The 22572-nt window shown below is 70.5% G+C and carries 20 protein-coding genes; 12 read left to right on the top strand and 8 right to left on the bottom strand.

The features are described from left to right. Positions 1-94 precede the first annotated feature (94 nt). The 3 genes from AC0Z36_RS13940 (at position 95) to AC0Z36_RS13950 (ending at position 2782) form a co-directional block, all read left to right on the top strand. A complete protein-coding gene (locus tag AC0Z36_RS13940) occupies positions 95-514 on the top strand; it encodes an ATP-binding cassette domain-containing protein (protein ID WP_485463157.1) in 420 nt (139 codons plus the stop codon). Next, positions 514-1284: an ABC transporter permease gene (locus AC0Z36_RS13945; protein WP_485463158.1), complete on the top strand. Its 771-nt coding sequence runs from the start codon at positions 514-516 to the stop codon at positions 1282-1284. The genes AC0Z36_RS13940 and AC0Z36_RS13945 overlap by 1 nt, the downstream gene beginning before the upstream one ends. Positions 1285-1528: 244 nt before the next feature. Then, positions 1529-2782 (top strand): MFS transporter, encoded by a 1254-nt coding sequence (locus tag AC0Z36_RS13950; RefSeq protein WP_485463159.1) that lies wholly within the window; start codon positions 1529-1531, stop codon positions 2780-2782. A 648-nt stretch (positions 2783-3430) separates the two neighbouring features. Here the strand turns inward: AC0Z36_RS13950 and AC0Z36_RS13955 are convergent. The 7 genes from AC0Z36_RS13955 to AC0Z36_RS13985 form a co-directional block, all read right to left on the bottom strand. Then, on the bottom strand, positions 3431-4639 hold the full coding sequence (locus tag AC0Z36_RS13955) for a glycosyltransferase family 4 protein (RefSeq protein WP_485463160.1): 1209 nt from the start codon (positions 4637-4639) through the stop codon (positions 3431-3433). A 91-nt stretch (positions 4640-4730) separates the two neighbouring features. Then, a complete protein-coding gene (locus AC0Z36_RS13960) occupies positions 4731-5597 on the bottom strand; it encodes a glycosyltransferase (protein ID WP_485463161.1) in 867 nt (288 codons plus the stop codon). Further along, positions 5594-6631, bottom strand: a complete 1038-nt coding sequence (locus AC0Z36_RS13965; protein ID WP_485463162.1) for a glycosyltransferase family 4 protein — start codon at positions 6629-6631, stop codon at positions 5594-5596. Before AC0Z36_RS13965 ends, AC0Z36_RS13960 begins: the two co-directional genes overlap by 4 nt. 61 nt (positions 6632-6692) lie before the next feature. After that, a complete protein-coding gene (locus AC0Z36_RS13970) occupies positions 6693-7889 on the bottom strand; it encodes a glycosyltransferase family 4 protein (RefSeq protein ID WP_485463163.1) in 1197 nt (398 codons plus the stop codon). Between the two features lie 3 nt (positions 7890-7892). Continuing rightward, positions 7893-9128: an ABC transporter ATP-binding protein gene (locus AC0Z36_RS13975; protein WP_485463164.1), complete on the bottom strand. Its 1236-nt coding sequence runs from the start codon at positions 9126-9128 to the stop codon at positions 7893-7895. Continuing rightward, on the bottom strand, positions 9118-10092 hold the full coding sequence (locus AC0Z36_RS13980; protein WP_485463165.1) for an ABC transporter permease: 975 nt from the start codon (positions 10090-10092) through the stop codon (positions 9118-9120). The genes AC0Z36_RS13975 and AC0Z36_RS13980 overlap by 11 nt, the downstream gene beginning before the upstream one ends. Positions 10093-10256: 164 nt before the next feature. Then, complete coding sequence (locus tag AC0Z36_RS13985; RefSeq protein ID WP_485463166.1) at positions 10257-11318, bottom strand: glycosyltransferase family 4 protein; 1062 nt, start codon at positions 11316-11318, stop codon at positions 10257-10259. 395 nt (positions 11319-11713) lie between these two features. On the opposite strand from AC0Z36_RS13985, the gene AC0Z36_RS13990 reads away from it, so the two are divergent. From AC0Z36_RS13990 to AC0Z36_RS14015, 6 genes are all read left to right on the top strand, one after another. Beyond that, positions 11714-12826 (top strand): glycosyltransferase, encoded by a 1113-nt coding sequence (locus tag AC0Z36_RS13990; protein ID WP_485463167.1) that lies wholly within the window; start codon positions 11714-11716, stop codon positions 12824-12826. A gap of 327 nt (positions 12827-13153) precedes the next feature. Continuing rightward, positions 13154-15019, top strand: coding sequence for an AAA family ATPase (locus AC0Z36_RS13995; protein WP_485463168.1), 1866 nt, complete (start codon positions 13154-13156; stop codon positions 15017-15019). Then, the gene (locus tag AC0Z36_RS14000; RefSeq protein ID WP_485463169.1) at positions 15016-16131 is read left to right on the top strand and encodes a glycosyltransferase; all 1116 of its coding nucleotides are present in this window, start codon (positions 15016-15018) and stop codon (positions 16129-16131) included. The genes AC0Z36_RS13995 and AC0Z36_RS14000 overlap by 4 nt, the downstream gene beginning before the upstream one ends. Further along, positions 16128-17189 (top strand): GNAT family N-acetyltransferase, encoded by a 1062-nt coding sequence (locus AC0Z36_RS14005; RefSeq protein WP_485463170.1) that lies wholly within the window; start codon positions 16128-16130, stop codon positions 17187-17189. The genes AC0Z36_RS14000 and AC0Z36_RS14005 overlap by 4 nt, the downstream gene beginning before the upstream one ends. Continuing rightward, complete coding sequence (locus AC0Z36_RS14010; RefSeq protein ID WP_485463171.1) at positions 17190-18566, top strand: hypothetical protein; 1377 nt, start codon at positions 17190-17192, stop codon at positions 18564-18566. Between the two features lie 86 nt (positions 18567-18652). Beyond that, positions 18653-19720 (top strand): DegT/DnrJ/EryC1/StrS family aminotransferase, encoded by a 1068-nt coding sequence (locus tag AC0Z36_RS14015; protein ID WP_485463172.1) that lies wholly within the window; start codon positions 18653-18655, stop codon positions 19718-19720. Positions 19721-19774: 54 nt separating this feature from the next. On the opposite strand, the gene AC0Z36_RS14020 is transcribed toward AC0Z36_RS14015, so the two are convergent. Next, positions 19775-20668, bottom strand: a complete 894-nt coding sequence (locus AC0Z36_RS14020) for an ADP-ribosylglycohydrolase family protein (RefSeq protein WP_485463173.1) — start codon at positions 20666-20668, stop codon at positions 19775-19777. A gap of 325 nt (positions 20669-20993) precedes the next feature. Here AC0Z36_RS14020 and AC0Z36_RS14025 point away from each other — a divergent pair, with 325 nt between their 5' ends. From AC0Z36_RS14025 to AC0Z36_RS14035, 3 genes are all read left to right on the top strand, one after another. Next, complete coding sequence (locus AC0Z36_RS14025) at positions 20994-21635, top strand: hypothetical protein (RefSeq protein ID WP_485463174.1); 642 nt, start codon at positions 20994-20996, stop codon at positions 21633-21635. A 135-nt stretch (positions 21636-21770) separates the two neighbouring features. After that, positions 21771-22151, top strand: a complete 381-nt coding sequence (locus AC0Z36_RS14030) for a PPOX class F420-dependent oxidoreductase (protein WP_485463175.1) — start codon at positions 21771-21773, stop codon at positions 22149-22151. A gap of 78 nt (positions 22152-22229) precedes the next feature. Then, positions 22230-22562: a hypothetical protein gene (locus AC0Z36_RS14035; RefSeq protein WP_485463176.1), complete on the top strand. Its 333-nt coding sequence runs from the start codon at positions 22230-22232 to the stop codon at positions 22560-22562. Positions 22563-22572 lie beyond the last annotated feature (10 nt).

Consider the following 22572-nt stretch of genomic DNA (forward strand, 5'->3'; position numbering starts at 1 on the left):
ATCCTCGCCGGGTCCGACGCCGTTGTGGTCGTCGGGGAGGCCACCGACGGGAGCGAGGTCGGCGCAGCACGCCGGCCGTACGGGACGCGAAGCGTTGTCGGTCACGTCGTGGGTCCTCGGGGTCCCCGCGCGGCGGGTCGACGAAGTCCTGGAGACCGTCGGCCTGTCCGGGAAGGCCGCGGGCCGCCGGGTGGGCACGTACTCCCTCGGTATGCGACAGCGTCTGGGGATCGCGCACGCGCTGCTCGGTGAGCCGCAGGTGCTGGCCGTCGCTTTGTCGGCGGACGGACTTACGGCCGCCCGGAGGGGGGACGAGTTCACCGTCGCGGGTGACACGGCGTCCGTCGGCCGGGCGGCGGCGCGGGCCGGGGTCGCGCTGCTCGAACTGCGGGCGGACGGCGGTCTGGAGAAGCTGTTCCTGGCGCTGACTTCAAACACATCCAGCACTTCCGGAACTTCCAGCGCGGCCGGGACTGTTGCCGCCGCCGGATCCCCGGTGAAGGCGGTCGCGTGATGGCGCTGCGGACTCTGGAGAAATCAGTGGCGGAGGCTCCGGACCTGGTGCGCCTGGCTCGGGTCGAACTGCGGAAGATGACCGACACCCGCGCGGGTTTCTGGCTCCTCGGAGTCATCGCGCTGGCCGGCCTGGCGCTTTCGTCCGTGGCGTTGTTCGTCGGGGACTCCGCTGACAAAGACCGGGCGGGCCTCTTCGCCGCGTCGCAGATCGGGGTGTCGGTGCTGCTCCCGGTGGTCGGCATCCTGGCCGTGACCGGGGAGTGGTCGCAGCGCACCGCGCTGACCACGTTCGCGCTTGTCCCGGACCGGAGCCGGGTCCTGGGCGCGAAACTCCTCGCGGGCGCGCACCTGGTACTGGTCGCCACACTCGCCGGGCTCCTGGTATCACTCGCGGTGTGCGGGCTCGGGCAGCTGACCGGGGAGATGGACGGCGGCTGGGGCTTCGGGACGGCGCTGATCGGAACGGTCGCCCTGAACGCGCTGATCGGTGTGGTGATGGGGATGGCCTTCGGAATGCTCTTCCTCAACACCCCGCTCGCGATCGTCCTGTACTTCATCCTGCCGACGGTGTGGTCGGCCCTGGGCGGGACCGTGTCGGCGCTGGACGGAGTGGCGGACTGGCTGGACACCTCACGGACCACAGCACCCCTGTTCGAGCAGGGCATGACGGCCCGGGAGTGGGCGCACCTCGGCACGTCGACGGCGGTGTGGGTCGCCCTGCCGCTGGTGCTCGGCTGGCAGCGGGTCCTGCGTACTGAAGTCAAGTGACGGGGCGTGCGGCCCGGACGGCACGTCCAGGCCGCACGCTCTGGTCTTCCCGTAAGGAAGAGCAGAAGAACCGCCTACGCGATGCGAGTGCGGCCGGGCTGGCGAAGGGCGGCGGGACCTGATGTGTGGAGCGGGCGGAAAGCGGTGGGTGGCCGGGAAATGTGATTGCCCCGTCACATAAACTGACACTTCGGTCGTGGCCCCCTGCGGCGTATCCGCCCACCCGCACCGACGTGGAGTCCCCGTGCTGAGTCCCTACCGTGAGATCTTCGCCGTGCCGGGAACCCGGGGGTTCAGCGCCGCCGGGTTCATCGCACGGATGCCGCTCTCGATGACCGGCATCGGCATCGTGACGATGCTGTCGCAGATCCGCGGGTCGTACACACTGGCCGGCATCGTCACGGCCGTCGTCCTGGTCGTCTCCGCGCTGCTCGGCCCGCAGATATCCCGGCTCGCGGACCGGCACGGCCAGCGCTCAGTCGCCCTGCCCGCCACGGCCGTCACACTCGCCGGACTCGCCGCACTGTTGCTGTGCGCCCGCACGGGCGCGCCGGACTGGGCGCTCCTGGTCTGCGCCGTCCCGGTCGGCTTCATGCCGAGCGTGGGCGCGATGGTGCGGGCCCGCTGGTCGGAGATCTACCGGGGCGATCCGAGGCTGCACACCGCGTACTCCTTCGAGTCCGTGGTCGACGAACTGTGCTTCATCAGCGGGCCGATCCTGGCTGTGGGCCTGTCGACGGCGCTGTTCCCGGAGGCCGGGCCGCTGCTGTCCGGCGTCTTCCTGACGGTGGGTGTCCTGCTGCTGTGCGCGCAGCGCGGCACCGAGCCGCCGGTGCGTCCTTACGACGGACAGCACAAGGGGTCCGCGCTGCGGGTGCCGGGCCTCCGGGTGATCGTGCTGGCCTTCGGCGCCACCGGCGCGATCTTCGGCGCGGTCGACGTGGTGACCATCGCCTTCGCCGAGGACCTCGGTCACAAGTCGTTGTCCAGCCTGGTCCTGTCGGTGTACGCGCTGGGCTCGTGCGTCGCCGGGATCGCGTTCGGTGTGCTCAAGCCGAAGCGGTCGCCGCGGGCGCGGCTGCTGACGGGTGTGTGGGTGATGGCGGTCAGCCTGCTGCCGCTCCTGTTCACTGACGGGCTCGGCCTGGTCCCGCTGGGCGCGATGATGTTCGTCGCCGGCCTGTCGATCGCGCCGACCCTGATCAGCAGCATGGCCCTGGTGGAGAAGATGGTGCCGGCCGCCCAGCTGACCGAGGGCCTGACGTGGACGACCACCGGTCTCGCCGCCGGCGTCGCGGCGGGTTCGTCGGTGGGCGGCGCGGTGATCGACAGGCACGGCCCCGCGACGGGTTACACCGTGGTGGTGGCCGCCGGTTTCCTGGCGGCGCTGATCGCGACGCTCGGGACGCGCTGGTTGCAGCCGGCTGCGGGGAGTACGACCCAGGCGGCCGGGCTGCCGCACGGCTCGACGCCGCAGGTGGACACCACGAGCGAGTAGCGCCGGGCCGGGCACCGAACCGTTCGCCAGACTGAACTCAGGACCGGTTGCGGTACCGGCCCTCCGGATCCGGCGACGCCCGGACCCACTGAACCGGCGACGCCCGGACCGGCCGTCCCCACGGAGTCCCCGGCTCCCGGACCGGCCGTCCCCACGGAGTCCCCGGCTCCCGGACCGGCCGTCCCCACGGAGTCCCCGGCTCCCGGACCGACAGCCCCGGCCCCGGCCAGGACGGAGTCCGGCGCCGGCCACAGCCTGGGATCGGTCGCCGCGACGAAGCAAGTGGGTGTGCTGTCCGACGGCGATGAGGTCCAGGACGTCGTCGGCGCGGACACACTGTCCACCGGTCTGCGGGCCGGCACGGCGGCCACGAACAGGGCGGCGACACTCCAGACATCTCGTACAGCGCCGTGTTCGACAGCGACATCGCCGAGCTCTACAAGGAAGCGGCCCGGCTCAGAGCCACCGCTTGCGTTTGAGCCAGAAGAACGTCGCGCCAGTGCCGAGCGCCAGCAGTCCGACGAAAGCCGGCCAGCCCCAAAAGAATGCAGGAATAGGGAACACGCACAGGGCAAACCAATCCGGCGAATGCCGGCTGGAATTCAGTGGGGATTAACCGCACATCCCGGTGTGGGCCGGGCCGGAGGACTAAAGTCCTGTCTCCTGACCGGGTACGGTCCGCGCGCTCCCGGCGGCTGTCCGGTACACCTCCGCGAGTTCCGCTCCGACGGTCTCGACACCGAAGCGCTTCCGGGCGTCGGCCGCGATCCGCTGCCGGTCGTAGTCGGCGCGGGCGGTCTCCAGGAGTGCGGCCGCCAGCGCGTCGACGTCCTCGGACGGAACGGTGCGGCCGTTGCTGTCGTCGATGACCTCGCGGTGTCCGCCGACGTCCGTGGTCACGACGGGCAGTCCGGCGCACAGGGCTTCGAGCACCGCGACGGTGAGGTTCTCCGCCCGGGAGGCGAGGACGAAGAAGTCCGCGTCGGCGAGGCGTTCAGCGATTTCCGTACGGGGTCGCGGCCCGAGGAAGTCCACGACTCCGGAGATTTCCGACTGCGCGCTGAGGGCTTCCAGCATTTCCTTGTCCCGCCCCCCACCCGCGACAGTCAGGCGCAGCCGGGGCTCCTTCTCCCGCGCCTTGGCAAAAGCCTTGAGCAGTACGTCGTACCCCTTGGCCGGCGCGAGGCGGCCGGTGGAGAAGACCTCGATGGTGTCCCGCCGCCCGCGGACGCCGGACTCGCGGACGCCGGACTCGCGGACGATGGGCTGGGGGACGCTGGGCTGGGGGATGTCCGTGACATCCACGGGATTGGCGATGACGCGGTAGTTCCCCCGTACACCCTGCTCCTCCATCTTGGCCCGCAACGAGTCGCACACCGCGATGGTGACGGCGGCCTGCCCGAACAGGCGCTTGGCCCCCGCCAGCCCGCGCGGGCTAGGCAGCGGCTCGGACCAGTGGCCCTGCCAGGAGGTGTGGTGTTCGGTGACGACGTACGGGATTCCCGTACGCCGCGCGACGGCAGGAAGGTAGTCGAACGAGTGGTAGAAGTGCGCGTGCAGGACGTCGACGTGCCCGTGTTCGCGGCGGATGTGGCGTACTGCGGCGGTGTACGAACGGGTGTTGAGGAGGCGGGAGACCTTGCCGAGGTAGCGCGCGGGACGCCAGAGGAACCGGCGCAGCTGGTACTCGGCGGGGTTGTCCGGATTGCGGTGCAGGAACGGCACACCGGGCACGCGCGGCCACGTGGGCCCGGTCGTGTGCCCGATCCAGACGACATCCGCGGCGGTGGCCGCGGCCTTGGTCCAGTCGTTCTCCCAGGGCAGCCCGGGGAACGCCGTGATCATGACAACGCGCATGCCGCGTTTCTCCTCGCTCGGGATTCGACCTTGAGCGGGTGGTGACGCCGTGACGTCACCACCCACTCAAGGTCGACTTGATTTCACACGGTCAGCCGGATGAAGGCTCGACGCTGCGCCCCGTCACGCCACGGAGTGCGTGGTAGGCGCCGCGCAGCCGGGCCTTCGTCCGCGCCGCCTTGCGGTCCTGACGGGATGTCAGCGTCGCCACGGTGAACTTCGCCTGCCGCACGGCGTAGAAGGCGAGTTCGGCGGCGGAGCGGTGGGACAGGCTCATCGCCAGCTGGTTGCGACTCTGGTAGTACAGCCGCCACAGCGGTGCCAGCGCGGCGCCCGCGTGCAGGGTCACCGTCAGCGGCTGCGGCACGATCCGGATGCGCCAGCCGGCCCGCCGGGCCCGCAGGCAGTACTCCAGCTCCTCGCACATGGCGAAGTATCCGGCCACCGGCAGGCCGAGCTCCGCGACCGCCGCGGAGTCCACCAGGACGCCGCAGAAGATCAGGACGTCCGCGTCGTACGAACTGCCGTCAGCGGGCGGGGTCAACGGCAGGTGTCGGTTCCGCCAGCGCAGGCCGAGCTGCTGGACCGCGCCGGTGTCGTCGCGGACCCACCCGGCGACCATGGCCGTACGGGGCGGGAGGTCTTCCTTGAGCAGCGTCGCCAGGGCGTCCGGCAGCGGCTGGTCGTCGTCGTTGAAGAGCCACATCCACGCGTGGCCGCGGTCCAGCGCCGCGCGCATGCCGTGCGCGAACCCACCGGCCGGGCCGGTGTTGTCGGGGAGCTTCAGATGGACCACACCGGGGAATTCCGCGGCGAGCATGTCGGTCGTACCGTCACTGCTGTTGTTGTCCACCACGAGGATCTCGTCGACCGGCCGCGACTGGGCCAGGTGGGCCTGAAGCGACTCACGCAGCAGGTCCTTGCGGTTGTAGGTGACGATGACAACGGCGACCGTCACAGCAACTCCTTGAGAATGGTGTCCGCCACGGCGTCCCAGGTCATTGACGTACGGAGGAACTCACCGCGTTCCGCCGCCCGTTCGCTGAATTCGCGATACTCCGCACGGATGGAGCTGACGGCTCCGGCCAGCGCCGTCGGGTCGCCGGGGGGCACACACAGTCCGGCGTCGCCGATGATCCAGGGCTGGTTGCCGACGATGCTGGCGACGCACGGGATCCCGTGGACCAGCGACTCCACCAGGGCGATACCGAAGGCCTCCATGTGGGTGGGGATGACGGTGATCCCGGCAGGGCCGTACGCCTCGGCGGACATGCGGCTGTGCGGGATCCGGCCTATCGCCCGCACGCCGGGCGGGAGTTCGCCCTCCGGACCGCTGCCCGCGAGGGTCAGTGTCCACGTCGGGTCGTCCGCGTACAGCTTCGCGAACGCTTCGAGGAGGTCGGGACCACCTTTGAGGCCCCACTGTGTGCCGACGAAGAGGAGACCGCTCGGTTTACCGGGTGAATTCCGCTCCGGTGGCGGAACGTTCACTCCGGCACCGACGATGCGTATGCGCTCTCCGGGTATCCCGTACGAATGTTCCAGGGCGGCGGCTGTGCTCGCGCCCATGACGAAGACGCGGTGCGCGCCACGCAGCATCGCCCGCTCCCGCTCCAGCCAGCCGTCGGTGAACCGGGACCTGAACTCCCCGCCGACAGCGGCGCCTTCGAGTCCGACGCGGTCGGTGTACACGGCGTAGTGGACATCAGCGGGCGGGGTGATCGCGGACTGTGACTGGAGGATCAGCAACGGGCCGGCCAGCAGTCCGCGCCGGTCGAGTTCGTGTTGCACAGCCGACGGCCAGGCGGCGGTCTTGGTCCACGGTCGGCCGCGCGCTTCCTTCTGCGCCCACATCCGCGCGGTCATCAGCCGCGGGCTGCGGGCCAGCGGCATGAGGTCGAACGCCGTGACGTGCGTACGGGCCGCAAGTGCGGCGTGCAGCGCGGGCGCGGAACCGGAGAAGGCGCCGGTGTGCAGATAGGTCAGCGTCATGGGCCCACCGGTCCGGCACCCGGCCGGGGCAGCGGGCCGGGCCGCCCCGCACCCGGCCGGGTCATCGGCGCACCAGCCGGGAGAGCCGGGCGCGGAGTCCGGCCTGGCCTGACTTGTAGGCGATGAGGCGTCCGGTGACCCCGGCCGCCTCCAGCGTTCCGGGCCTGTCGCGCAGCGCCTGTTCGTACCATCCGGCCAGGTGCCCGGCGAGCAGCGTCAGCGCGAACCGGTCCTGGACGAGGCGGTACGACCAGTCGCCGGTCATCGTCCGGAACCCCTCGTCGGTGAGGAACGGCCGCAGTTGCGCGGGCAGCGGATCGGGGTCCGGGATGCCGTCGCCGACGCCGTGGAAGCCGTTCCGGTCGAACACGGGGAGCGTGGCCGGGGTGACTTCGCAGCTGAACCCGCGTTCGCCGACGACGACGGCGGGTTTCCCGTACGCCATTCCCCGCAGGACTGAGCTGCCCATGCCGGTGACGACATCGGCGAACGCGTAGGCGGGCCGGGGGTCGGTGAGGGCACCCGTGAGTGTCACCGCCTTCCGGCCGAGGTCGGCGTTGACCTTGGCGGCGCGGGTGCGGACGTCGTCCTGCGCGCTGCCGCCGCCGACGACCACAGCGCGGATTCCGGGGATGTCCGGGGCGAGTGCCGCCACCGCGTCGATGGTGCGTTCGACGGACTCCTGCTTCATCGCGCGGGCGAGGCGGGAGACGATCACGACGGTGGGGGCCGGGTCGGTGAGGCCGTACGTTGCGGCGAAAACGGTCGTGTCGACCACCGCGGGGTCGTCCACCGTTGTGTCGACGGGTGGTTCGAGCAGGTGGACGGGGCTGCGGCGGTCGGCTTCGGTGACCGCCAGGCCGCCGTACCCGACGGTGACGGCGACTCCCCGGCGCGGGAAGTACCCCGGCAGGTCCCCCATCGACATCACCGTCGACACGAGTGCGGCGTTGGTGCCGAGCGTGCCGTAGAACCCTTCGAGACAGGTCCAGTACTCGTACGTGTGGACGATGTCGATCCGCAGGTCCCCGACCGCCCTGCGGATCGCCCGCACGGCCGCCGGAGCCGGACGCACCGGAAGCCGCTCCGGCCCGTCGACGTAGCCCAGACCCAGTTCACCGACCCGCTGTCGCAGCGGACCGGGACGGCCCAGCACCCATACCTCGTGGCCCCGGTCGCGCACCGCGCGGGCCAGGTCGAGGGCGTTGATGGTGCTTCCGCCGAGCTGCATGTCGTGCGGGCACACGAGGATGCGCACGGTCTACCCCCACCGGTGTTCGACGTAGACGGGCGCGGCCAGGACGACCGCGCGCGGTGGATGGTCGAGGTCGGGTCCGTGCACGTCAAACTGGGTGGCGGGCGCCCAGGCCATCAACGGGTGCCCGTGCTCGTCGTACGCCCCGACGAACAGCGTGTAGCGCCCGCGGGGCAGCGGCAGCCGGTCGATCGTGCAGACGACCGGAGTGCCGGAGGCGTCCAGGTGGACGTCGCGCCGCAGGGTGAACACCGGGCTGGCGGTGCCCTCGGTGACACCGATGTGCAGGACCGCCTTGCGGGAGACGCCCGACAGTGCGGTCATCGAGATGGTCACCGGGTGGTTGGTGGACGTGCCGCGCCCGTCGGGGCCGCGCACGTCGCACGATTCCAGGCGCACCTGTTCGTTGGTCGCCTGCCGCAGCCCGGTCTCCTCCTCGACGCTGTCGCGGTAGTGCCGCAGCACGTCCCGGATGTCGCTGTCGACCTTGATGATCCCCTGGTCGAGCCACACCCCGCGGGTGCACACGGACTCGACGGAGGCCAGGTCGTGGGACACGAGCACGAGGGTCGTGCCCTGTTCGAGGACGATCCGCATGCGGTCGAGGCACTTCTGCTGGAAGACCGCGTCGCCGACGGCCAGGACCTCGTCGACCAGGAGGACGTCCGGGTTGAGGAAGGCCGCGACCGCGAAGCCGAGGCGCATCTGCATGCCGGAGGAGTAGAACTTCACCTGCCGGTCGATGGCGGTGTCGAGCTCGGCGAACTCGACGATGTCGTCGAAGCGGGCGGCGACTTCGGTGCGCTTCAAACCGAGGAGCGAACCGTACAGATAGGCGTTCTCACGCCCCGTCAGGTCCGGGTGGATACCGGCCCGCACCTCGATGAGCGCACCCACGCGGCCGGTGACTTCGATGTTCCCGGCGTACGGGTACATCACCCGGGTGAGGAGCTTGAGGAGCGTCGACTTGCCGGACCCGTTCGAGCCGATGAGGCCGACGGCCTCACCGGGCTTGATAGACAGGTTGATGTCCCGGAGCACCCAGCGGTAGTCCGCGGAGTCCTTGCGGGTGACCTTGCGCGCGATCCGGCCGAGGTTGTCGCGCAGCAGCATGCGGGTGGAGTCGGCCCGGAAGCGCTTCCAGAGGTGGTCGACCTGGAGGCTGCCGGGGGGCAGCGCGCCCTTGGTCCGCACTGCGGTGTCCTGGCTGGTCCGCGCTGTTTCGAGAGCGTCAGGCGACATCGGCGATCCCCGGTTCGAGCTTCTTGAAGAACAGGTAGCCACCGGTCAGGATCAGCAGCGCCGACGCACCCGCGACCCCGGTGACGTGCCAGTCGGGCATCTGCCCGTACAGGATGGTGCGCCGGTAGCCGTCGATGACCGCGGCGAGCGGGTTGAGGCCGACGTACAGCAGCAGCCAGTCGTGGGTGATCTTGTTGAGCCCGTACGCGACCGGGGTGGCGAAGATGCCCATCTGCATGATGAGCGGCAGCATGTGCCGGATGTCGCGGAAGTACACGACGACAGCCGACAGGAAGAACACCACGCCCAGGGTGACCGCGAGCTGGATCAGCAGGAACAACGGGAAGACCCAGAAGGTCGCGGCCGGCGCGGTGGTGAGCACCGTGAACAGGACCAGCAGCACACCGGACGCGATCACCATGTCGACGCCCGCGACCATCACCACGGCGATCGGGAAGACCTCACGCGGGCAGTAGACCTTGTTGAGCAGTGACGTGTTGGAGACCAGCGCGTTGGCGCCCTGGGTCACCGAGGTCATGAAGAAGGTCCACGGCAGCAGACCGAGATAGGAGAAGAGTGCGTACGGAACGCCGTCGGGCAGGCCCAAGTCCTTCTGGGTGCTGACCCGTTGGTAGATCACGGTGAAGACCAGCATCAGCATCAGCGGGGTGATGACGGCCCAGGCGAAACCGAGCATGGCCTGCTTGTAGCGCGCCCGCAGGTCGCGTTCGGCGAGCGTGCGCACGAGCTCGCGGGCCCGCCACAGGGCGCGGACGTAGCGGACCAGGTTGGCGCGCCGTCTGAAGCGCAGCTCCGGCGGCGGGCCGTCCGGGACGGGCACCGGTCTGCGGGCATGACGCCCCGCAGGCGGCCGCGCGTTCGGCACATGGTCCAGGTTCGTCCCGTTGACGGGGGTGTAAGTGGAACCCACCCCGTCCATGACGTCCTCGACACGATCCCCCACAGTAATTCCCCCAACTGCAGTCCGCTCGGCCCGGTCTTTGTCGCAGCCCGCAGCCGCACCCCCACGGTGTCCGCAGCCCACCTTGGCACACGCCGGGGGCCCGTGCCGGTCGATTGGTTTGCCCCGGCTGGATTTTGCTGAACCACCTGGTGGTTCCCGGTTCCTCAGCGTGCTCCGCGGACGACCTGACCGAGGAGTTCCTCCCAGGCCGTGACCACTCCGGCCATCGCGAACCGCCCCCTGGCGTGCCGCAGGGCCTGGACACCGAGCAGGAACCTGCTGTCGGTGACGGTGTCGAGCGCGTCCGTCAACGCCCGTACGTCACCGGGTGGGACGAGGATCCCCGACTCCCCGTCGCGGACCACGTCGCGGACGAATCCGACGTCGGTGGCCACGGCCGGGACGCCGCACAGCGCGGCTTCGACCAGGACGCCGGGGACACCCTCGCTGTCGCTCGCCAGGATGACGACGTCGGCGGCGTGGTAGAGCGACAGGGGCTTCTCCACCGCGCCGAGCAGCCGGATCCGGCCTGGGGCGCTGCGCTCCGCCTGTTCCTGGATCTGCTCTTTCAGCGGTCCGTCACCGGCGATGAGGAACAGGTCCGCGCGGCTGGCGGCGAACGCGTCGACCGCGAGGTCCCAGCGTTTCTCGCTGCTCAGCGCTCCGATGCCGAGCACCGCGCGGGCGTGCGGCGGGATGCCCCGGTCGTTGCGGGCCTGGGTGCGTTCGGCCTCGGTGGGCGGCGAGAACTCCTCCGTACAGCGCCCGTTGGGGATGGGGTGGATCTTCTCCGGATCGAGCCCGAAGCGTTCGGTCAGGATGTCGACGGCCTGCGGGGACACGGGCGCGACCGCCGCGGCCCGGCGCATCATCGCGCCTGTCCGGGCCCGGCTCAGCCGGGTGCCGGTCCAGTGCCGGGGGTCGCCGATGTTGACGTAGATGAACGGTGTCGTCTTCTGCAGCGCGAGCCCGCAGGCGGGGAGTGTGGTGGACCCGTGGGCGACGACTACTTCTTTGTCCTGCGCTCTGAGCCGCAAGGCCCGGAGCGTACGGATGTTCAGCCGCGCCGAACCGAGTGCCGGGATGTCGAGGGGACCCTCACCGGCGAGCGCCACGATGTCGGAGTTGTGCCCGCGCTGGAGCAGTTCCCGGTGCAGGTCGTACGCGAACGCCTGGGCCCCCCGCTTCCGGGGGTCGGTGACCACGTGCAGCACTGACACCGACATCGGCCCAAACCCCCGTCCAGCACACCCGAGTCCGCCTCGGACACCGAACCTACGGGATCTAGGGGGTGGGGGGAGGCCGTTCGGGGGTGATCGGGGCGGTCGGGGTTGGCGCAGCCTCTTGATCAACTTCCCCCCACTCGCGGGTGCCGGAAGCAGAGGGCACGTGATCAAGCAGGTTCCGGACTCGCAACCGTCCGCGGACCTCAGCCTCGTGTTCTGGCAGGGCAGGCGTGTGATCCAGTTCGAACCGCTACGGACCTGGGAACCCGCGTGAACGGGGTCAGCGCAAGATTCCGAACAACCTTCCCGGTGTCGAAATCCACCCGTTCCACCCCGCTGCCCAGACCCCCGCTGCCATACTCACGCCGTCATCCGCGAGTGGGGGGATCCGCAGCGTGCGTGTACTTCAAGTGATCGACAGTCTGGCCCGCAACGGAGGTGCGGAGCAGGCCCTGGCCGCCATGGCCCCGCACCTCACCCGCGCCGGGATCAGTCTCGACATCGCCTATCTGACGGACCGTGACGGGCTCCAGGAGGAGCTGGACGCGGCCGGGGCCACCCTGTTCGGCGTGCACCGCCCGTCCAGACCAGCCCGGATCAGCGCCCTGCGGAGCCTGATCGGGGAACGCCGCCCCGATCTCGTGCACACGAGCCTGTTCGAGGCCGACATCGCCGGGCGGCTGGCCGCTGGAGACACCCCGGTCGTGTCGAGCCTGGTCAACGCGAGTTACGGCCCCGAGCATGTGAACGACCCGGGGCTGAAGTCCTGGAAGGTGCGCGGCGCGCAGACCCTCGACGCGCTCACCGCGCGCCGGGTCACCCGCTTCCACGCGTTGACCGAGCACGTCGCGGACTCGATGGCGGAACGCCTGCGGGTCCCCCGTACGAAAATCGACGTGATCCCCCGGGGCCGGGATCCGCTGCGGCTGGCCCAGGCCGGCGCGCAGCGGGCCAAGACGCGCGCCACACTCGGCGTCGCCGACGACACACGCCTGGTGGTGTGCGCGGCCCGGCAGGAGTACCAGAAGGGCATCGACGTCCTCCTGGAGGCTTTTGCGCAGGTCCACACCCGGGTCCCGCAGGTCGAGCTGGTGGTGGCGGGGCGGGCGGGGGCGCAGACGACAAAACTCCAGGCCATGGACAACACCGGGGTGCGGTTCCTCGGCGCCCGCGCGGACGTGCCCGAACTGATGGGTGCCGCCGATGTGTTCGTGCTGCCGTCCCGCTGGGAAGGCCTGGGCAGTGTGCTGATCGAGGCGATGGGTGTGGGTGTGCCGGTCGTGGCCAGCGACCTGCCGCCCGTCCGGGAGACGGTGGGTGACGTCGCGCTGGTGCCCCCGGGGGACCCGGGCGCGCTGGCCGCGGCCATCGTGCGGGCGCTGACCGACCGGGTGACCGCGCTGGCCCTGGCGGAGAAAGCCCGTGGGCGCTTCCTCTCCACGTACACGATCACCGAGGTGACCGACCGGATGATCGCCTTCTACGCACGCGCGGTCGCCGGACACTGAGCAGAGTCCTGCCAGTAGCCCGTGCGCTCACGTGTGCCGAACCTTCACAGCTTCCCCACACGTAGGGCCTCTCCTCTGACGGTGCTTCACCTAGGCTTCGAAACCGGGAACCACCTGCGGATTCCGCCAAAGCGGTTGCGGGGTCGCGCGGTAGGCATGACGATCAGCTCGCAGGAATGTGCACGAAGGATCAGGCAGGCCGGGATCAGCACGCCAGGGGGGTGCGTTGTCCTGGCCAACTGCACGGTGCCCGATGCGCACCCGGTGCGGAATCCGGCGGCGAAGCACTGCGTTGGACGCTGAACACAGCACTAGGGGGAGCAACCGTTGGATTCCTCGAGCTACCTCGCCGTCCTGCAACGGCGCTGGCGTCTCGTCCTGGCCTGCCTGTTCGTGGGGCTGGTGGCCGGGATGGTGCTGACGCCTTCCGATCCCAAGGGCGCGGGGCGGGGCTGGTCCAGCAGTGTCCGCCTGGGTGCTTCCCCGAACACGCCGAAGGACTTCAGTCTGATCCGCGTGCAGATCATCGCGGACGGCGGCGAAGTCGCCAAGCAGTCCGCGGTGAAGCTGAACGCCGACCCCGCCCTGCTCGCCGGTCAGGTCACCGCCGGGGCGAACAACGAACTGGGCATGCTGACGGTCACCGCCAAGGGCGGGTCGCAGGCCGAGGCTGAGAAGCGCGCGCAGGTCTGGGCCGAGACGACGGTGAAGGTGTTCGCCGAGACCCAGCGCAAGGCCAACCAGGCGTCGGCCGACACGATGAAACCCCAGCTCGACCAGCTGAACCAGGAGATCGCACAGTTGGACAGTCAGGTGCAGTCCGCCTCGGCGGGCGGCAAGAAGTCCACCGCACTCCAGGCGCAGTTGGACGCCAAGCTCTCCGTGTTCAAGCCCCTGCAGATCCAGTACGCGCAACTGTCGACCGCGCTGAACGACCCGGGCATGCAGGTCCTGGAGGGTCCGAAGAGCATCCCGGACGCCAAGGGCAGCATCCTCGCGCCGTCCTCGCGTCCGCTGCGCCTGGCGCTGGCGGGGGCACTCGGGCTCGCGCTCGGCCTGGTCGCGGCGCTGATGCTGGACCGGATGGACACCCGGCTGCGCACCCGGCCGCAGGTCGAAGAGGCTTTCGGGTTCCCGGTCCTGGCGGAGATCCCACCGGCCCCACGCCGCCACCGCAAGGGGCACGCGGTGCTGGTGGCCGCGCGCCCGGACTCCCCCGTCGCCGAGGCCTACCGGGCCCTGCGGTCGGCCCTGATGCTGTCCGGGCCGCCCGGTCTGGCCTTCCGGCTGGGCGGTGACCGGCCCGGCCCGGGTCCGCGCAGGCCGGCGGCCGTCCCGCAGCAGCGTGGTTACGACAACCCGGCTCCGGTCGTGCTGGTGATGTCGGCCCGCCAGCAGGACGGGCGCACGTCGACCGTCACGAACCTGGCCGCCGCACTCGCCGAGGCCGGGCGCAGTGTGCTGGTCCTGGACTGCGACTTCCGCAATCCGCAGACGCACCTCTACCTCGACGCGAAGCCTGGTGCCGGCATGTCCGACCTGCTGACCGCCGAGCGTCCGATGAACCTCGAGGACGTGATCCGCTCCACGCCGGTCCCGAACGTGCGGATGGTCACCGCCGGGGCGCCGACCTCCTACCCGGCGGCCCTGCTGTTGCACATCGGCGAGGTCATCGCGCAGGCCCGGCACCACGGCGACATCGTGCTGCTCGACTCGGCTCCGCTGCTGTTCGCCAACGACACCAACGATCTGGTGCAGCACGCCGACGCGCTGCTTGTGGTCGCCCGCAGCGGCAACCTGTCCCCCGACCAGGCCGGTCGGGTCGCCGATCTGATCAGTCGTACGGGTGTACCCGTGGCGGGGATCGCCCTCGTGGGTGCGACGGAGACCGGCGGCGGTGGCAACAGTTCCTTCCGCTGGGGCGCACGGCCGGTCGCCGGGACCCCCCGCACGGCGGTGGACGCCCCCCTCGGCCAGCCCCGGCCGCTGCCCACCGGCGGGATCAGCGACCCGGACGACCTCGACGACGACACGGTCGCCGTCTCCTCGCGGGCCACGCCCAGTTGGGCGAAGGACGTCGACGGGGGCCGCGGCCTGGCCCCGGGCCCGTTCGACGACGGGCACCCCGGGGACGGCTACGGCGCGCCGTACCCCGCGGCCTCCCCCCGGCCCGGCAGCGGGGACCAGCCATGAGCGACCGGGTCCGGGTGCTGTGGCTGACCAAGGGCCTGGGTCGGGGCGGTGCCGAGCAGTTGCTGGTGAACTGCGCGCGGCACATCGACACTTCGCGCTACGAGGTTGAGATCGCGTACGTCCTGCCCTGGAAGGACGCGCTTGTACCCGCGCTGCGCGAACAGGGCTTGACGGTGCACTGCCTGGGCTCGCGGAAACAGGGCGCGGGCCTCGACCGCCGCTGGCCGCTGCGGCTGCGCGGTCTCGCCCGGCCGCGCGGCTACGGCCTGATACACACGCACGCCCCCGTCCCGGCCGTGGCCGCCCGGTTGTTACTGCCCCGGCGCCTCCCCATGGTGCACACCGAGCACAACCTGTGGCCCCGCTACCGGGCCGCCACCCGGATCGCCAACACGTGGACGTACGGACGGGTGGACGGTGTCGTCGCGGTGTCGCGGGCCGTGGCCGAGTCGATCGACCCGCGGCGGGCCAAGGCCCCGGTCGAAGTGGTCCACCACGGGCCCGACCTGAGTGCGCACATCGCCGGCCCGGGGGCCAGGGCGCGGGCCCGCGCCCGGCTCGACCTCGGTCAGGACGCCTTCGTCGTCGGCACGGTCGCCAACTTCACGCCGAAGAAGGACCAGGCCTGTCTGCTCGACGCGCACGCGAAACTCCGTCGGTACGTTCCGGGCGCGACGCTGGTGATGATCGGCTCCGGACCCCTCGAGGCCGGGTTGCGCGCCCGCGCCGCCGAGCCCGACCTGGCGGGGTCCGTGGTCTTCGCGGGTTCCCGCTCCGACGTCCCGGAGCTGCTGCCCGGGTTCGACGTCTTCTGTCTGAGTTCCCGTCAGGAGGGGCTGCCCGTCTCGCTGATGGAGGCGATGGCCACCGGGCTCCCGGCGGCGGTCACCCGTGTCGGCGGGATGCCGGAGATCGTCACCGACGGTGTCGACGGCCGGCTTGTGCCACCGGGCGACCCCGAGGCCCTGGGCGCTGTCCTGGTCGGCCTCGCCGTGGATCCCGCGCAGCGGACGATGCTGGGCGAAGCCGCCGCCGTACGCGCCCGGGCGTTCGACGTCGCGGACGCCCAACGCCGGATCGAACTGCTCTACGGACGGGTGCTGACCGGATGACCGCCCCACGCGAGGACCCCATCGCCGGCGGGTACCGCGTCCGCGGGTACACCGGGGACGATCTGCCGCAGCTCCTGGACCTGCTCGGCGCGAGCCTCGGCGGCGGCCCCACCGGCGACCGCAGTTCCGACTTCTTCAGCTGGAAGCACCTGGACAGTCCGTTCGGCCCGAGTCCGGGCCTGGTCGCGGTCGCGGACTCGGGCCGGATCGTCGCCGTACGCCTACTGTTGCGCTGGGAGTTCAAACGCGGGAGCGAAACCGTGCGCGCGGTCCGCGCGGTGGACACCGCCACGCACCCCGACGCACAGGGCCGGGGCCTGTTCAAGAAGCTGACCCTGCAACTCGTCGGAGACGGCAGCCTCGGTGCCGACTTCGTGTTCAACACGCCGAACAGCAGCAGCAGGCCCGGCTATCTGAAGATGGGCTGGCACGAGGTAGGTCACGTGCCGGTCGCGGTACGGGTCCTGCGCCCCGCCAGGTTCCTCCGGGGGGTGCGGGACATGAACGCGCACCCGTCAGCCGGACCGGCCGTGTGCCGGTTCCCCACTGCCCGGCAGTTCTTCGGCGACCCCGCCGCGCACCGCGGGCTCGCCGAGCTGGTCGCGGCGGCGGAGTCGGCGCACCACCCCGAACGCCTGCACACCAAGCTCTCCCCCGCCTACCTCGGCTGGCGGTACGGCGCGGCTCCCGGCCTTGACTACCGGGTGGTCGCCGCGTACGAGCACGGCATCCTGGCCGGGGTGGCCTTCGGCCGGCCGCGGATGCGCGGCCCGCTGCGCGAGTTCACCCTGTCGCAAGTGCTGACCCGGCCGGGCGACCGGCGGACCGCGCGCCGTCTCCTCAATGCCGTCGCCTCGAAGGAGCTGTCCGGCTGCGACCATGTCGCCACCCACCCGACCTGCGGATCGAATCTGAAGCGGGCCGCCCCGACGGCCGGGTATCTGACCGCGCCCGGCCTGGGGATGGGTCTTGTGACCAGGGCGCTGCGGGAACTCCCGTACGAGACCGGTCGCCTGAGTGAGTGGCAGCTCGCGCTCGGCGATCTGGAGGTCTTCTAGGTGGCCGTCAGGCTCCCGTGGGGGTCGGCGCTCGCGATCATCATCGTCACGGGTTACACGGGTGCGTTCGCGTGGTCGATGGAGCACAAGGCGTACGACATGTGGGGCGCGCTGATCGTGTTCCCGCTACTGCTGACCATCAGCGTGCCGTTGCTCCAGCGCCTCACGGTCCACGATGAACCGTGGCTGCAACGCCTGGTCATCTACGCCGTCATCCTCAAACTGCTGTGCTCGTTCGCCCGCTACTGGATGTCCTTCGTGCTGTACGACGGGCAGGCCGACGCCGTCCTGTACGACAAAGTGGGCCGCTTCGTGGCCGACCAGTTCCGGGTCGGCGACTTCGACGTGGACATCGGGCGCAAGGTGGTCGGCACCGGCTTCATCATGATCCTGACCGGGACCGTGTACGCCTTCACCGGGCAGTCACTGCTCGGCGGCTACCTGGTGTACTCCTGGCTGGGGTTCTGGGGCCTGTACCTCTTCTGGCGCTCCTTCACCATCGCCTTCCCGGACGGCGACCGGAAGCGCTACGCGTACCTCGTCTTCTTCCTGCCGTCCCTGCTGTTCTGGCCTTCGGGCATCGGCAAGGACACCTGGATGATGTTCACGCTCGGCATCACGACCTACGGCGCCGCGCTGCTCCTGGCCCGGCGGCGCGGGGCGTTCGTGATGCTCGCGCTCGGCATGGTGGGGTCCGGCTTCGTCCGCCCGCATGTGACGGTCATCGCGATGGGCGCGCTGGTGGTGGCCTATCTGCTGCGGAGCAAACCCGACCAGGTCTCCGCGCTCGGACCGCTGCGGGCCGGTGTCGGCGCGGTGGCCATCGGCGCGGGGTGCGTGGTGGCGCTCAAACAGGTGGGGAAGTTCTTCAACACCGCTGACGTCAGTGTGACTTCGGCCAACGCCGTGCTCGCCAAGACCCAGACACAGACCGGGCAGGGCGGTTCGGTGGTGGCCGACGCCGCCGCGCCGAGCATTTCGCCGTTCCAGTTGCCGCAGTCGCTGATGACGGTGGTCTTCCGGCCGTTCCCGTTCGAGGCGCACAACCTCCAGGCGCTGATCGCGTCGATGGAGGGCGTGGTGCTGCTCGGCATGGTGGTGGCGACCTGGTCGCGGCTGCGACGGATTCCCAAACTGCTGGTCAAGCAACCGTACGTGGCCTTCTCGATCATCTACGTGCTGTTGTTCGCGATGGCGTTCTCCAACATCCACAACTTCGGGATCCTGACGCGTGAGCGTGTTCAGGTGTTCCCGTTCGTACTGGTGCTCTTCGCGCTGCCACCGCCTCCCGGGGCGGACCGCAAGGGCCCTGCGGGCAAGGCCGGTTCCAGGCAGCCGCCGGTTCCGTCGTCACGGGTATCTGGGGGGAAAAGATGAGTCTGCCTGCGGTGTTGGGTGGGGAAGCGGCGTTTCCGGAGGGTCTGCCACTGACGCGGGTTCAGATACCGGACCGGCCTGAGCTGATGAAGCGTCTGGACGCGATCCTGGACTCGGGGCAGCTGACCGACGGGGCCACCGTGCGGGAGCTGGAGGCCGAACTCGCCGTGGTCCTCGACGTCCCGTACGTCGTGGCGGTGTCGAACTGCACGAGCGGCCTGATGCTGGTGCTCCAGGCGCTGGGCACGCGGGGGCCGGTGGTGATGCCGTCGTTCTCGTTCTCGGCGACCGCGCACGCGGCGCACTGGAACGGCGGCACACCCGTATTCGCCGATGTGGAGCCGGACGCTCTGACACTCGACCCGGTGGACGCGGCCCGCGCGGTCGCGGAGTCGGGCGCGACGGCGATGATGGCGACCCATGTGTACGGAACGCCCTGCCGGGCCGACGAGTTGCAGCAGGTCGCCGACGAGGCCGGGGTCCCGCTGCTCTACGACGCCGCGCACGGTCTGGGTTCGACGTACCGGGGCCGTCCCGTCGGCGGTTTCGGGAGTGCCGAAGTCTTCAGCATGAGCCCGACGAAGGTGGTCGTGGCCGGCGAGGGCGGCATCGTCGCGACGCGCGACGAGGGCCTCGCGGAGGCCGTGCGGATCGGTCGCGGTTACGGCAATCCGGGCGACTACGACTGCCTGTTCCCGGGGTTGAACGCGCGGATGTCCGAGCTGCACGCCGCCGTCGCGCTGGTCTCACTGCGGGGACTGAAGGAACGGGTGGCGCACCGGACGGCGATGGTGGGGGCGTTCGCCGGGCGGGTCAGGGGACTTCCCGGCGTACGGCTGCCGCGACTCGACACGCGGGACACTTCCACGTGGAAGGACCTGACACTGATCGTCGATCCGACACTCTTCGGCCTCGGCACGGTGCGGCTTGCCGAGGCGCTCAAGGCCGAAGGCATCGACACCCGGCGCTACTTCCATCCGCCGGTGCACCGTCAGAAGGCGTACGCTCACCTGCCGTTCCGGCCGCTGCCGGTGACCGACGACCTGGCCGAGCGGGTGCTGACGGTGCCGCTTTGGTCGCATATGACGGAGGTTGAGGTGCTGCGGATCGCGGACGCGGTGGTGCGGGTGCAGGAGCACGCGGCGCGGATCTGACGGCGGCGGGGTGCCCTCAATCCGCCGGGGACACCCCGCCGCTCACACCGCCGCTCACACCGCCAGCACGCACGTGCGCGCCGCCAGGTCGATCACCCGGCAGTCCCCCGCCTCCGGGACCGCCGTGGCGACCGGCCCGGACTGTGGGGCGAAGCGCTCCGCGCCGCTCCGTACCCCGGCCAGCGCACCGGCCAGCGCGGCGCTCTCCGGTGCCGCGAGTTCCACGCACTGCTCCCAGTCGCCTTCGCTCCACAGGAACGCGGCGGCGAGCGAACCGGCCGACCGGACCGCGGTACCCCGTGTTCCGGTGGCCTCCGGCAGCCCTGTCCCCCGCACACGGTCGACGATGACGGCCCGGACGGTCTCGGCGACCTGACAGGTCGGCGGCAGGTGACGCAGCGACAGGCCGACAGCCTGCTCGGCGTCGTAGGCCGTGAACGCGACGGAGAACAGTGCGGCCGTCCACATCGCCGCGTACAGGCCCTCGCCGCTGTGGGTCACCGCGGCGTCCTTGCGGGCGAGCCGCGCGGCCCGGCGCGGATCGCCGGGGGCGAAGAAGCCGTACAGGTCGGCGCGGCGCATCGCGCCGTCCGAGTCGGCCCACCGGGGTTCGGCGGTGTCCGGCGGCAGGAGTCCTTCACCGAGGTTCGTGTACGCCGCGGAGTCTGCGGCGTCGCCGTGCAGCAGCGGCATCATCCGGAGCCAGGCCGCGGCCGCGTCCGCGGGTGTGAAGCCGATGCCGTACGTCTCGACCATGCGCAGGGTGAAGATGCTGCGGTCCAGGGACTCCGGCGCGGTCGTGTGCCGGCCGAGCCAGCCGCCGTGCACGCGGTCGAGGAGGACGTCGGGCGGCGGGGGCGGATCAGGGCGGGTGTCCACCGGCAGCGCCGCGTCGATCGCGTCGGTTCCGTCCCGGTGGCGCGGTGCTTTGCGCAGCGGGGAAACCACCGTCGAATTATGGAAATTTCCTGAAATGCGTTTTCGGGATCGCACGTCCACCCCTCTCCGGGGTACGCCGCCGTTCGCCTGTCACCATCCGGACGCCGCAGCAGTCAGTCGCGCTGAATCATCCTCCGCTTACCACGGGTTGGCCAGAGTTGTGGGCGAGCTATCTCACATCGGCCCGAATGGGGGCGAAACCCCAGGTCACAGGCGAATATCAGTTGCGCGGGGGGACTTCGTCCGTACCCGCGGGAAACATGAGCGCGGATTAACGTGAAAACAACGGCCCCGGGGGGTTCCCAACCACGGAGGATCGCGTACCTTATCGGCCATGACCTCGGCTCGTGCCTATGACGGCGGCTACACCTCGCCGTATTCGGAGACCCCGATCTACGACCGTCTGGTGGCCGAGTTGGGCCGACCGGACAACACCCCCTTCCATCTGCCCATTCCGGACTTCCGGCTCGGCTACGGCGGCATGATGGGCGACCGGCAGGAGTCGCGTCCGGCACTGCCGGCGCTGCCGAGTGGCCAATCGTCGCGCCCGCAGTACGGGAACAACGGATTCGGTCACAACTCCGGCGGGCCCAACCCGAACAGCGGCCAGTACGGCGCTGTTCCACAGCCCGCGCCGTACGGCAGCAGCCAGTACGGGAACAGCCAGTACTCCAACGGGCAGTACGCCAACGGCCAGCAGGGCGGCGGGCAGCAGGGCGGTGGCCAGTACGGCACTCCTCCGGCGCCGTCCGCCTATCCGCAGCCGCAACCGGCCGGTGCGCCGAGCGGTTCGTTCAACGCGTTCGGCGGTCCCGTGCAGGCACAGCCGAACCCGAACGGCTACAGCACCAACCCGTCCGCGGTGCCGAACCCGCCGCCGTTCCCGCAGCGGCCGCAGTTCAGCCAGCAGTCGCAGGTGCCGACTCCGCGCGCGCCCGGTCCGGGCAACCCGGGGCAACTGCCCCCGCGCTATTGATACGACCGACTGTTTGAAGGACGCAGCCGGGTCAGCAGTTGTTCGACAACTGAGCGGCACCACACCGGGTCATTCCCGGCGTGGTGCCGCTCAGTTGTCGTATTCCGCGGTGGCCGGCCGTGACAGAGTCGGCCCATGGCAACGGACACGCAGCACCTCGGCGACGGCAAGTACCTCCTCGTCAGCACCTTCCGCAAGGACGGCACCGCCGTGCCCACTCCGGTGTGGGTGGCCAGGGACGGTGCGGAGCTGATCGTGTGGACGGTGTCCGACTCGTGGAAGGTCAAGCGGATCCGGAACAACCCGGCTGTGCTCGTCGGCCCGTGCGACCTGCGGGGCAAGCCGCTCGGCGACTCCGTGCCCGGCACCGCGCGGCTGCTCGACGAGGCGGGTTCGGAGCAGGCCAGGGTGGCGATCCGGAAGAAGTACGGCGTGGTCGGCCGGCTGACGATGCTGGGGAGCCGGCTGCGGCGCGGGAAGCAGGGCACGGTCGGCATCGCGGTCACGCTGACCTGACTGTTCAGTTCTGCCGAACGGAATCCCGCAGGATATTTCGCTGGTGCTGAAGGGCCGGCGGTCGCGATTCTTGATTCCATGATCACTCCTGACACCAAAGACTGGACCTGGGTCCTGCGACTGCCCTGCCCCGACTGCGGTTTCGACACCCCGGGCGTCGTCCGCGAAGCGGTCGCCGGGCTGCTGCGGGCCAACGCCGGGGCCTGGACGGACATCCTGGCGGCGGACGGCGGCCTGGCCGCTGCCGCCGAAGTCCTGGCCGCGGGGTTCGAGCAGGTCTCCGGCGACCAGTGGGACCGGACGGGCAACCGCAGCGACGGGTCCGTGTTCACGGTGGAGTCGCTCGCGCGCTATTTCATCCACGACCCGGTGCACCACCTGTACGACGTCACCGGAACGCCCGCTGTGTGACTGGGCGTCA

Source organism: Kitasatospora sp. UYEF31 (assembly GCF_057291755.1).